The organism is Mycobacterium sp. DBP42, assembly GCF_005924235.1.
Lineage (GTDB): Bacteria > Actinomycetota > Actinomycetes > Mycobacteriales > Mycobacteriaceae > Mycobacterium > Mycobacterium syngnathidarum.
On the sequence record NZ_VCMY01000035.1, the window covers coordinates 1 to 11,968 of the forward strand.

Annotated in this window: 13 protein-coding genes and 1 pseudogene; 6 read left to right on the top strand and 8 right to left on the bottom strand. The window is 65.7% G+C overall.

The window, feature by feature from the left end:
• Positions 1–196 (bottom strand): annotated as a pseudogene (locus E0T84_RS24170) (porin); the annotation flags it as partial.
• Positions 197–827: 631 nt separating this feature from the next.
• Here E0T84_RS24170 and E0T84_RS24175 point away from each other — a divergent pair.
• Positions 828–1,163: a zf-TFIIB domain-containing protein gene (locus tag E0T84_RS24175; RefSeq protein WP_083284203.1), complete on the top strand. Its 336-nt coding sequence runs from the start codon at positions 828–830 to the stop codon at positions 1,161–1,163.
• On the opposite strand, the gene E0T84_RS24180 is transcribed toward E0T84_RS24175, so the two are convergent.
• Both E0T84_RS24180 and E0T84_RS24185 read right to left on the bottom strand, forming a co-directional pair.
• Complete coding sequence (locus E0T84_RS24180; RefSeq protein ID WP_255740846.1) at positions 1,121–1,969, bottom strand: phosphotransferase family protein; 849 nt, start codon at positions 1,967–1,969, stop codon at positions 1,121–1,123. The genes E0T84_RS24175 and E0T84_RS24180 overlap by 43 nt on opposite strands.
• Positions 1,921–2,391 (bottom strand): carboxymuconolactone decarboxylase family protein, encoded by a 471-nt coding sequence (locus E0T84_RS24185; protein ID WP_070186682.1) that lies wholly within the window; start codon positions 2,389–2,391, stop codon positions 1,921–1,923. The genes E0T84_RS24180 and E0T84_RS24185 overlap by 49 nt, the downstream gene beginning before the upstream one ends.
• A gap of 49 nt (positions 2,392–2,440) precedes the next feature.
• Here E0T84_RS24185 and E0T84_RS24190 point away from each other — a divergent pair, with 49 nt between their 5' ends.
• Entirely contained in the window at positions 2,441–3,853 is a 1,413-nt protein-coding gene (locus tag E0T84_RS24190; RefSeq protein WP_110765016.1) for a PLP-dependent aminotransferase family protein, read from the top strand.
• Positions 3,854–3,857: 4 nt separating this feature from the next.
• Here E0T84_RS24190 and E0T84_RS24195 read toward each other — a convergent pair whose 3' ends face one another.
• The 3 genes from E0T84_RS24195 to E0T84_RS24200 all read right to left on the bottom strand — a co-directional run bounded on the left by E0T84_RS24195 (position 3,858) and on the right by E0T84_RS24200 (position 5,372).
• Complete coding sequence (locus E0T84_RS24195; protein WP_138745745.1) at positions 3,858–4,511, bottom strand: disulfide bond formation protein B; 654 nt, start codon at positions 4,509–4,511, stop codon at positions 3,858–3,860.
• A gap of 4 nt (positions 4,512–4,515) precedes the next feature.
• Positions 4,516–4,680, bottom strand: coding sequence for a DUF5993 family protein (locus tag E0T84_RS32780; protein WP_371726294.1), 165 nt, complete (start codon positions 4,678–4,680; stop codon positions 4,516–4,518).
• Positions 4,681–4,745: 65 nt separating this feature from the next.
• A complete protein-coding gene (locus tag E0T84_RS24200; protein ID WP_070186680.1) occupies positions 4,746–5,372 on the bottom strand; it encodes a trimeric intracellular cation channel family protein in 627 nt (208 codons plus the stop codon).
• Between the two features lie 48 nt (positions 5,373–5,420).
• Between E0T84_RS24200 and E0T84_RS24205 the strand changes: the two genes are divergently transcribed.
• From E0T84_RS24205 to katG, 4 genes are all read left to right on the top strand, one after another.
• Positions 5,421–5,819 carry a GtrA family protein gene (locus E0T84_RS24205; RefSeq protein ID WP_070186687.1) on the top strand — a complete coding sequence of 133 codons (399 nt, stop codon included), beginning with the start codon at positions 5,421–5,423 and terminating at the stop codon, positions 5,817–5,819.
• A 129-nt stretch (positions 5,820–5,948) separates the two neighbouring features.
• On the top strand, positions 5,949–7,331 hold the full coding sequence (locus E0T84_RS24210) for an FAD-binding oxidoreductase (protein WP_070186679.1): 1,383 nt from the start codon (positions 5,949–5,951) through the stop codon (positions 7,329–7,331).
• 104 nt (positions 7,332–7,435) lie between these two features.
• Positions 7,436–7,840, top strand: coding sequence for a Fur family transcriptional regulator (locus tag E0T84_RS24215; RefSeq protein WP_070186686.1), 405 nt, complete (start codon positions 7,436–7,438; stop codon positions 7,838–7,840).
• 33 nt (positions 7,841–7,873) lie between these two features.
• Positions 7,874–10,081, top strand: coding sequence for a catalase/peroxidase HPI (katG, locus tag E0T84_RS24220; RefSeq protein ID WP_138745746.1), 2,208 nt, complete (start codon positions 7,874–7,876; stop codon positions 10,079–10,081).
• An 81-nt stretch (positions 10,082–10,162) separates the two neighbouring features.
• On the opposite strand, the gene E0T84_RS24225 is transcribed toward katG, so the two are convergent.
• Positions 10,163–10,792 (bottom strand): TetR/AcrR family transcriptional regulator, encoded by a 630-nt coding sequence (locus tag E0T84_RS24225; RefSeq protein ID WP_138745747.1) that lies wholly within the window; start codon positions 10,790–10,792, stop codon positions 10,163–10,165.
• 1 nt (position 10,793) lies between these two features.
• Positions 10,794–11,876, bottom strand: a complete 1,083-nt coding sequence (locus E0T84_RS24230; RefSeq protein ID WP_070186676.1) for an oxygenase MpaB family protein — start codon at positions 11,874–11,876, stop codon at positions 10,794–10,796.
• Positions 11,877–11,968 lie beyond the last annotated feature (92 nt).

The following is an 11,968-nucleotide window of genomic DNA, read 5'->3' on the forward strand; positions in this document are numbered from 1 at the left end:
GGTTGCGGTCCAACGGGAACACACCATTGAGGAAGGTGTCCCACTGCTGAACGGTCAGCGTCCGGTCCTGACCATCAACCAGGCTCAGCTCATTGTCCAGCCCGGCATGGGAAGTGCCCGCGCCTATGAACAAGCCCGCGAAGATCCCGGCCAATGCGGTCACCAACGCGACCAGCACTCGACTCAATGCCAACATGTTCTCCCTAGCTGTGTCGGTGATCCATTCGTGCTTCACCAACCAGGGCCCCATCCAGACAGCCATCGCGATCCGTCGCCCGATTAGGGACGTCACACCTGGCTCTCATGCCTTGCTCATGATTGGCAGGAGGAAACGTAACCGGGCCGCATCTCAGCGGCAACGGCAACGGTTTTGGCCACCGCAACGGACAAACGTCAATACAAAGTTTGCTAAACCCACATCGGACTGCGTCACACCGTCACTGTCGGTTACCTGTGAACGCTGGCCCCGGCGGCGGCACCGAGGCGAGAGGGCGGCGCCGGCGGATAGCCGTTTCATGGGGTAGGAACTGGTGTTTTACCCGTTCTGCAGAAGTCGCTGCGGGCAACCGAGCCGAGCCGAAGGATTGCCGCGGCCGCCGTCTGCAGCCCGCGCCGACCCTTCCATCCGACCGAGTTTGCGCTTGCTGTGTAAACGTTCCGTTACGCAGCGCCGGACCCTCGGATTAACTGAACAGCCGCAGATCGAATCGAGCGACCCGCAGTCGATATTCCTTCTTGTGACTGACATCACATCTACGGCCGGTGAATTCTCGGCTGTCGGCCCCATGTCACAGGCACTTCACAGCCGGGTCGGACGTTATCGCGATATGAGCATTCCGCCATATGAGCCCCCAAAGTCCCCTCAGTCCCCCGGAATCGGCAACACCTTGCTGTGCCCGAAGTGCGCCGGGGTCATGAAGACTTACGAGCGCAACGGCGTCCACCTGGAGCAATGCGACACCTGCCGTGGCATCTTCCTGGATTTCGGCGAGCTCGAGGCGCTGACTCAGATGGAGAACCGGTTCGTCCAGGCGCCACCGCCTCCGCCGCCGACGCACCCGGGCTACCACCAGGGTTACTCGAACTACGGGCCGGGCTGGGGACACCGCGGCAACAAGCACTACCGCAAGCAGGGCTTCGGCCGGCTGTTCTTCTCCAGCTGAGGCATCCGCGCGCAGGCCGCCATCAGCAGCTCGTCGTCGGGATCAGTGGCGGCGGACTGAATGACGGCGGCCCGCGCGAACGGTTCCAGCACCGGCCACGGATCGCCCGCAGGCAATGCCGGACCGCCGGCGCCCCGGTAGGCGTCCAGAAACAGCGTCCAATCGGTGTCAGGAATGAGCCCGGCCGCCCAGAACCCGGCCGGACGCGCCAAATCCCAAGCCGGATCGCCCAATCCGAGATCGTCGACATCGATCAGTCGCCAGTGCCCGTCCTGCCGCCCCACCTGACCCAAGTGGAAGTCGCCGTGGACCAGGGTGCGAGGGCGGTCCGCTGACCCGGGCCGCCACGCTTCGTCGGGCAGGCCCGCCGCGGCCCGGATCACCACATCGTCGCGGTGCCGCCGGGCCAGGCAGACCGCTCGCCGTAGCCGCGCCGGCCAGCCGTGCGCCGGCAATCGCTGAGTGACCGGCTCGGTGTGCAGCGCTGCCAGCAGCCGACCGATATCGGTCCATGGCACACATTCCGGTTGCACCGCAACGGTTTCCACCAGGGGCCACCGCGTCAGCCAGCGTCCGTCCACTGCGTCGGCCACGCTCGACAGCGGGCTCAGGAGCACGCCGATCCGGCCGGCAGCGCGCAGCCTCATGCGCAGCGAACGCGGATCGGTGCCCGGCCGGTGCAGCTTGTGTACAACCGCGCCGCACACCGTGACGTCTGCACCGGACCGAGTCTGCACACCCCCAGTTTCCCGCGAGATCAGCGCCGCGGGGCCGGCATCCGCACGGTCACGTTGATCCGGTTCCATGCGTTGATGGTGACGGCCATCGCGATCACCTGGCCGAGTTCGCGTTCGGTGAACGCAACGGCAGCCCGCGCATACACGGCATCGGGCACGTGGCCGTTGCCGAGCTCGGTGATGGCCTCGGTCAGGGCCAGCGCCGCCTGCTCACGTTCGGTGAACAGATCGCCGGCCTCCTGCCACGCCGCGATCAGCGCCAGCCGCTGCTCCGTCTCACCCCGCTCGCGGGCGTCACGGGTGTGCATGTCCAGACAGAACGCGCAGTGGTTGATCTGCGACGCGCGGATCTTGACCAACTCACCGATGGTCGGGTCGATGTCCTTGGCCGCGGCGGCGGACAGCGTCATCATCGCGTCGTACAGCTCGGGCGACGTCTTGTAGATCTTGAGCCGGTCGACGGTCTTCGTGGGTTCGAGTGTCTGAGTCATGCGATCAACGCTAGACCGGAAAATACCGCCTAGATGGTTCAATTCACGCGTGACTTCGCGGGCCAATCTGGGTAGCCGAGACCTGCATCTAGAACTGCGCTCGATGATCGAACCCGGCAGCCGCACGGCCCGCGAACAGCTGATCACCGCACTTCGAGACGGCATTCGCGGCGGCAGCTTGAGCACCGGCACGCGGCTGCCCCCGTCCCGGGCGCTGGCCGCCGATCTGGGACTGGCCCGCAACACCGTCGCCGAGGCGTACGCCGAACTCGTCGCCGAAGGCTGGCTCGCGTCACGCCAGGGGGCCGGCACCTGGGTCACGCGCACTGCTTCCTCGCGGACCGCGCCCCGACCGCGTCGTATACCTGCCGTACCGCGGCACAACCTGATGCCCGGCTCCCCCGACGTATCGGAGTTCCCACGATCGGCCTGGCTGGCGTCGGCACGTCGGGCCGTGACGAACGCGCCGGTCGCAGCCCTGCGGATGGGTGATCCACGCGGCCCGCTTCCGCTGCGCGAGGCACTCGCCGAATATCTGGGCCGGGTGCGCGGGGTGCGCACCACGCCTGACTCCATCGTGATCTGCTCCGGCGTCCGCGACGGCGTCGACCTACTGGGGCGGGTGCTGGGCGCCCGGCGGCCGATCGCCGTGGAGGCGCACGGCCTCTACATCTTTCGTGACGCGCTCGCAGCACTGGGGGTATTGACCACACCCATCGGCCTGGACGAGCACGGCGCGGTGATCAGTGATCTGGAGATCCTCGACACCCCGGCAGTACTCCTGACCCCCGCGCATCAGAGCCCGTTCGGCATGGCCCTGCACCCGGCCCGGCGCACCGCGGTCATCGACTGGGCACAACGCACCGGCGGATACGTCGTAGACGACGACTATGACGGCGAGTTCCGCTATGACCGGCAACCCATCGGCGCCCTGCAGGCACTGAACCCCGAACGTGTCGTCTATCTGGGATCGGCCAGCAAGGCCATGGCCCAGGTGATGCGGGTGGGCTGGATGGTTCTGCCCGACGCACTGATCGATCCCGTCATCGCCGCCGCGGGCGGGGCTCAGTACCACGTCGATGCCCTCACCGCGCTGACCTTGGCCGACTTCATCCACAGCGGCGGCTACGACCGGCACATCCGGCGGATGCGCAACCGCTACCGCCGGCGACGCGACGCCCTCGTCGACGCCGTGAGCGGATTCGGCCTCGGCATCGGCGGGCTGGCGGCTGGGGTGAACATGCTGCTCACCCTGCCCGACGGGGCCGAACCCGAGGTGCTGCGCCGAGCCGGCGAGGCCGGAATCGCACTGTCCGGGCTGTCGATCATGCGGCATCCGCAGGCCGGTCCGGATACCGCGGACCCCGACGGGGTGATCATCGGATTCGGGGCGCCCGCCGAGCACGCCTTCGGCCCGGCGGTCGATGCGCTGTGCGCGGTGTTGTCGGCCACCGGGATGTAGCTCGTCAGCCGGGAAGTTCGCAGCCGCCCTCCAGGATTCCCAGATCGTGGAAGATCTGATAGCAGGCCGGGTCGTCGGGCAATTTCCAATGGAAGCCCTCCAACAGGAAAACAGCCACCAAATTGATGACGATCACCGCACCGCACAACCAGATCGCGAGCTTCCCGACGGTGCGGTACGACGCCGGAATAGCCGTTGCCGCAGTCGAATGCGAGAACGTGAACACGATGCCGATTACGGCCACCGACGCGGTGAACAACACCCACGACCAAACGTATAGGTGCATCCCCAGAAATGCTCCGGCATATCCGGGGTCACCCGGAAGAATGTGCAGCATCGTCTGGCGCCAGGCCGCAAATCCGCCACAAATACTGGCGACAATTGCCATGCCCCAGCCGACCATGTAGTCGCGCGCCTCGATCACCCCGTCCATGCCCTTGCGGACGATGTAAACGCCACCGAGGGCCGCCAACGTCATGAACATGCGCTGCAACATGCACAGCGGGCAGGGGTACTCCCAGGCCAGGAACTGGAAGGCGAGCCCACCGCCGATGACGCCCGTCCAGCCGACGATGAATATCAATGCCAGCCAATATTGAATCGTGCCGGCGAAGCCGCCGCCGTTCTCAGTCACCGGAACACTCGTGGTATCGGTCATCACGTCACCACGTCAATCCGAGGCCGAGGCCGCTGGTGATATGCACCTTCAAGAATAGGCAGCAAACAATGGTGATAATCCACCACGAGGCCACAATGGCCCGGCGCGACCGCTGTCTGTACATGAGGATCAATACACCCAGCATTCCGGCGAATATGAGAGTATCCACGGCCGCAAATGGTAGGGCGGTTTCCTATTTCACCAACACGTTTTCGTCATAACTGTGCCTGAAATTCAATGATCGTCCCCGGCGATTAGGTCCGCGGGGCCGGTGGGTAACCGCCAACCGAAAATCAACCCGGCAAGGCGCAGCGTCGTGGCGAGTACCGTGCCGACCACGAGGCCTATCCACTGCGGGCCGAAGTAGTCGATGACCGCATAGGCCGTCGCGCCCATCAACGCCGGGACGGCGTAGAGATCGTCCGGCCGCATCAACATCGGGATCTCCCGGACCAGTACGTCGCGGATGATGCCGCCGCCGATCGCCGTGGTCATGCCGATCAGCACGGCCGCGAACCAACTGGCCCCGTTGTCGACGGCGAACGCCGCGCCCGAGGTCGCGAAGAAGCCCATGCCGATCGCATCCAGCGGAAGCACGATGTGGTGGAACCGGATGAGGTGCTTGGCGGTGAGAGTGGCCACGGCCGTCGCCGCCAGGGCAACGGTGATGTTCGGCCAGTGCTGAATGGAAGTAGGCGGATGAACACCGAGGAACACGTCACGGATCACCCCGCCGCTCACACCGGTCAACACGCCCAGTGCCGCGATACCGAACAGATCGAAGCCCTTGCGGATCGCCACGATGACCCCCGAGGACGCGAACACCGCTATCCCGAGGTCGTTGAGCACCGTCTGCAACACGACTGAACGTTAGGCCCTCGCTAAGCTGCCTGGGTGGCCGAACCCGTCATGTCGCCGACCCTGGACCTCAAAACGCAGGCGTTCCGGTTCGTCGTGACCGGTGGGCTCTCGGCGATCGTGGACTTCGGGCTGTACGTACTGCTCTACAAGGCCTTCGGGTTGCAGGTCGACCTGGCCAAAACGATCGGCTTCATCGCCGGGACCACGACCGCCTACCTGATCAACCGGCGCTGGACCTTCCAGGCTCCGCCGAGCACGGCCCGGTTCATCGCGGTGTGGGCGCTCTACCTGGTCACTTTCGCAGTGCAGGTCGGGCTGAACCACCTGGTGCTCCACCTGGCCGATTACCAATCGTGGGCGGTGCCGGTGGCCTTCGTGATCGCCCAGGGCACGGCGACGGTGATCAACTTCATCGTGCAGCGCGCGGTGATCTTCAAACTGCACTGAGCTGCGCGCCGCAGACGCTGTCGCGAAAGGGACGCCAGGGTTGTTCTGCGCGGCGTCCGACGACCGTTGCGTCACTCTCGGCGCGCAGTCGGGCCGGTCCGTGGCTACTGCCGGGTACTCTCCTTAGCGATGTCGACTACCGAATTGCCGACCACTCCCAAGCGCCTGACGGGCTGGGGCCGGACCGCACCGACCGTGGCACAGGTGCTCTCGACCAGCGATCCCGAAGTCATCGTCAAGGCCGTCACGCAGGCCGCCGAGCACAAGGGCCGGGGCGTCATCGCCCGCGGCCTGGGTCGCTCCTACGGTGACAACGCCCAAAACGGCGGCGGACTCGTCATCGACATGTCGGCGCTGAACCAGATCCACTCGATCGATGCCGACACCAAGCTGGTCGACGTGGACGGCGGGGTGAACCTCGACCAGCTGATGCGGGCCGCGCTCCCCCACGGGTTGTGGGTCCCGGTGCTGCCGGGCACCCGGCAGGTGACCATCGGTGGTGCCATCGGTTGCGACATCCATGGCAAGAACCACCACAGCGCCGGAAGTTTCGGCAACCACGTGCGCTCGATGGACCTGCTGACCGCGGGCGGCGAGATCCGCAAACTCACCCCGGACGGTCCCGAATCCGAACTGTTCTGGGCCACGGTCGGCGGTAACGGCCTGACCGGCGTCATCCTGCGGGCCACCATCGAGATGACCCCGACGGAGACCGCGTACTTCATCGCCGACGGCGATGTCACCCACAGCCTCGACGAGACCATCGAATTCCACAGCGACGGTAGCGAATCCAACTACACCTATTCATCTGCGTGGTTCGACGCGATCAGCAAGCCACCGAAACTCGGCCGGGCCGCGATCTCGCGAGGTTCACTGGCAACGCTGGATCAGCTGCCGCCGAAACTCCGCAAGAACCCGCTGAAATTCGATGCGCCACAACTACTTACGTTGCCGGATGTGTTCCCCAACGGGCTGGCCAACAAGCTGACCTTCGGACCGATCGGCGAACTCTGGTACCGCAAGTCGGGCACCTACCGCAACAAGGTGCAGAACCTGACGCAGTTCTATCACCCCCTGGACATGTTCGGGGAGTGGAACCGCGCCTACGGCCCTGCGGGTTTCCTGCAGTACCAGTTCGTGGTGCCCACCGAGGCCGTCGAGGAGTTCAAGGCCATCATCGTCGACATCCAGCGCTCCGGGCACTACTCGTTCCTCAACGTATTCAAGCTGTTCGGCCCGGGCAACCAGGCGCCATTGAGCTTCCCGATCCCCGGCTGGAACGTGTGCGTGGACTTCCCGATCAAGGCCGGACTGAACGAGTTCGTCACCGAACTCGACCGCCGCGTACTGGAATTCGGTGGCAGGCTCTACACCGCCAAGGACTCCCGCACGACGGCCGAGACCTTCCACGCGATGTATCCACGCATCGACGAGTGGCTGTCGGTACGTCGCAAGGTCGATCCCGACGGCCTGTTCATCTCGGACATGGCGCGCCGGCTGGAGCTCGTCTAGCCCCTCTTCTGTTCCCCTCGCGTTCGCCGAGAATTTTATTCTTGACTAATTCCAGAAAAGGGGCCAGACTTCCGTTCGTGGCGACAACCGCGGACTTCCAGCAGATGCTGCGAAGCGCCGACCTGCGTGTGACGCGCCCCCGTGTGGCGGTGCTGCACGCAGTCAGCACACACCCGCACGCCGACACCGACACGATCATCCGTGCCGTGCGTGACGAACTGCCCGACGTTTCACACCAAGCTGTGTACGACTCGTTGCACGCGCTGACCGCAGCCTCTCTGGTGCGTCGCATCCAACCATCCGGTTCGGTCGCCCGGTACGAATCGCGCATCGGCGACAACCACCATCACGTCGTGTGCCGATCGTGTGGCGCAATCGCCGACGTGGACTGCGCGGCCGGGTCCGCCCCATGCCTGTCCGCGTCAGAAGACCACGGCTACGAGATCGATGAGGCCGAGGTCATCTATTGGGGCACCTGCCCCGAATGTTCCGTTTCTCCAAAGAGATAACCCCTTAACCCGCCAGCCCCGGAAAGGATTGTCATGGCAGACGCCGAAACCCATCCCCCGATCGGTGAAGCACAGACCGAACCCGCCGAAAGCGGTTGTCCCATGCGGATCAAGCCGCCCGTGGAGGGCGGCAGCAACCGCGATTGGTGGCCCAACGCGGTCAACCTGAAGATCCTGCAGAAGAACCCGCCTGCCATCGATCCGTCGGACGAGGGCTACGACTACCGCGAGGCCGTCAAGTCTCTCGATGTCGAGGCCTTCCAGCGCGATTTCGATGAGCTGCTGACGAATTCACAGGACTGGTGGCCGGCCGACTTCGGGCACTACGGTCCGCTGTTCGTCCGCATGTCCTGGCATGCCGCAGGCACCTACCGCGTCGAGGACGGCCGCGGAGGTGGCGGGCGCGGTATGCAGCGCTTCGCCCCGCTGAACAGCTGGCCCGACAACGTCAGCCTGGACAAGGCCCGCCGCCTGCTGTGGCCGCTGAAGAAGAAGTACGGCAAGCAGATCTCGTGGTCCGACCTGCTCGTCTACGCAGGCAACCGCGCGATGGAGCACATGGGCTTCAAGACCGCCGGCTTCGCGTTCGGCCGCCCGGACTACTGGGAGCCCGAGGAGGACATCTACTGGGGCGCCGAGCACGAGTGGCTGGGCTCGCAGGAGCGCTACGCCGGCGCCGACGGTGACCGGACCAAGCTGGAGAACCCGCTCGGCGCCAGCCACATGGGCCTGATCTACGTGAACCCCGAAGGGCCCGAAGGCAATCCGGATTATCTGGCGGCAGCCATCGACATCCGCGAGACGTTCGGCCGGATGGCGATGAACGACGTCGAGACCGCCGCCCTGATCGTCGGTGGCCACACCTTCGGCAAGACCCACGGCGCCACCGACATCGAGAACGGTGTCGAGCCCGAGGCCGCACCACTGGAGCAGATGGGTCTGGGCTGGGCCAACCCCGGCGTCGGCAACGACACCGTCAGCAGCGGTATCGAGGTGACCTGGACGCACACTCCGACCAAGTGGGACAACAGCTTCCTGGAGATCCTCTACGGCAACGAGTGGGAGCTGACCAAGAGCCCGCAGGGCGCCAACCAGTGGAAGCCGAAGGACAACGGTTGGGCCAACTCGGTGCCGATGGCGCAGGGCAACGGCAAGACCCACCCGTCGATGCTCACCACCGACCTGTCGATGCGGTTCGACCCGATCTACGGCGAGATCACCCGCCGCTGGCTGGATCACCCCGAGGAGCTGGCCGAGGAGTACGCCAAGGCCTGGTTCAAGCTGATCCACCGCGACATGGGTCCGGTGACGCGCTACCTCGGTCCGCTGGTGCCCAAGCAGACCTGGGTGTGGCAGGACATCATCCCGGCCGGTAAGCCGCTGTCCGACGCGGACGTCGCCACCCTCAAGGCGGCCATCGCCGGCTCCGGTCTGACCACCCAGCAGCTGATCGACACCGCGTGGAAGGCCGCGGCCTCGTACCGCTCCAGCGACATGCGTGGCGGCGCCAACGGCGGCCGGATCCGGCTGCAGCCGCAGCTGGGCTGGGAGGCCAACGAGCCCGACGAGCTGGCCCCGGTGATCGCCAAGCTCGAGGAGATCCAGGCCGCTTCCGACACTGGTGTGTCCTTCGCCGACCTGGTGGTCCTCGGTGGTGTCGTCGGTCTCGAAAAGGCCATCAAGGACGCCGGTTTCGACGTCGAGGTGCCGTTCACCTCCGGCCGGGGCGACGCCTCGCAGGAGCAGACCGACCCCGACTCGTTCGCCTACCTGGAGCCCAAGGGCGACGGTTTCCGCAACTTCGTGGCCAAGGGCGACAGCCTGCCGCCCGAGTACCGCCTGATCGACCGGGCCAACCTGCTCGGTCTGTCGGCTCCGGAGATGACCGTGCTGATCGGAGGTCTGCGGGTGCTGGGCGCCAACCACGGCGGCTCGGACCTCGGCGTGTTGACGGACAAGAAGGGTCAGCTGACCAACGACTACTTCGTCAACCTGACCGACATGGGCACCAAGTGGGCCCCGGCACCGGCCGACGACGGCACCTATGTCGGCACCGACCGCGCCAGCGGTTCGCCGAAGTGGACCGCCAGCCGGGTCGACCTGCTGTTCGGCTCGAACTCGCAGCTGCGGGCGCTGGCCGAGGTCTACGCCGAGGACGATTCCAAGGAGAAGTTCGTCAAGGACTTCGTCGCGGCCTGGACCAAGGTGATGAACGCCGACCGGTTCGACCTGGAGGTCTGATCGGTCGGCTGCTTCGACGGCCTGATCTGACGAGTAACGCAACACCCCGCGAGTTCCGGATCGCGGGGTGTTGTTGTCGCGCTAGGCTTTTGCGCGCATCGCCCGATAAGCCGCCCTGCCGAAGATTTCGGCCACCAGCTCGGGCTGGGCATCGTCCCCGTCGTCGAGCATCTTGCGGACGGCGGCTTCACAGATCGCCAGGAACACCTCGACCAGCATGGGCAGTGTGACGTCGACATCGGCGACCTGCCACCGTTGCAGCAACGGACGCATCGCGGTGGCGAGCTGCCCTCTGATGCGCTCACGGCCGGCGACGATGGCCGCGGTCAACACCGGATCGGGGTCGGCGGCGAAGATGATGCGCCAGGAGGCCGGGCGTTCACGGACCGTGCTTCCCAGCGCGCGAAAACCGTCGACGAACAACTGCTCGATGGAGCCGGTGCGCTGCGGCGGCAGCAGTTCGAGCAGGCTGGACAGCACCACGTCGGTTTCCCGATCCAGCAGTGCGGCAAGCACTTCCCCACGGCCCGGGTAGCAGGCGTACACCACCGGCCTGGTGACACCCAGACGTCTCGCGATGGTTCCCATCGTGACGTCGGCCAAGCCCTGGTGTGCTGCGATATCCAACGCGGTGTCCAGCACTTGCGGCCGGCGCCGGTCCGGGCCCAGGTGTTCGGCGCGGGCCCGGTTGGCTAGTGCGGCATCTTCCATGTCAACCGATGGTGCCAAGGATCGGCTGTGATTCCACGATCCCCTCGTCACTGGGTGCGCGGCCCTCGCCGAACACCCGGACCGCCTGCCGGTCACGAAGTGAGAAGTGCGCCTGGCTGGGCGCGTCGTAGCCGAAGCGGCGCTGCGCCTCACGGGGTGTGGTGGTGACCGGGTCCTTCGGCGGAACCGCCAGCAGCACCCGCGCGCCGATCGGCAAGGTCGCCGGGGACAGGAGTCGCAGCAGGATCAGCTGCAGCCGGGTGCTCGTCGCAATCAGCCGGAACCCGATCCGCAGCGGCAGCACCGCCAACGCGTCGAGCACCCGGGAAGTGCTGAGCCCGGCCATCTCTCGCATCCAGCGCGGCATCGTCGCCAGGGTGCCGCGGCGCAGGAACGCGGTGATGACCCTGGTGCCCGGCCGCAGCAGCAGCGGCATCTCGGGCAACATCACCTCGGCACCCAGCAGGTGGTGCATAGCCTGCCGGGCGATGTCCGAGCCGATCAATTGGGGCCGCATCTGCTCGAAGTACTCCCGGATGCCGTCGCGGGTCAGGGGAACATCGGAGCGATCGCAAGTCTGCAGTTCGGCCGCGATCGCGCATTCGCGCCAGTACTGCAGCTCCTCTTCGGGTGACAACGGGCCGGGACCGTACTTCTCGTAGGCCACCAGGATCGAATGCCACGCGGTCAGGTGGATCCACAGCTGCGAAGCGGGATCGTTGGCGTCGTAGGTCTTTCCGGTGACCGGATCGGTGCCGATCGCTTTGGAGTGGACCTTGACCAGGACGTCGGCGGCCTTGGTGGTGGAGCGGCTGTCGTCGAACGCCACCATCGCGAAGTACCGCAGCGTGCGGTCGTACCGGGTGCGCGGGCGTGAGTAGATCTCGTGGGTCTTGTCGACCGCCGCGACGAGCGCGGGGTCGAGTTCTTCGATGACGACAGCGCGCTGGAACCCGATCGACAGCGAGGTGGGATAGCTCCACACCTTCCATGTCATCGAGTCGGGACCGAAGAAACCGTAGTCCTCCCCCGGTTCCGTCGCGGGCAACGTCAGCCAGTCACGGATCGTCATGATCTCCCCCATTTCCTACACGGTGTAGAAAAAAGCTACGTCGCGTAGGAAGTGGGGTCAAGGCCCTGCGCTCGGATTGCTCGGATTTTCAGGAGAAACCGCAC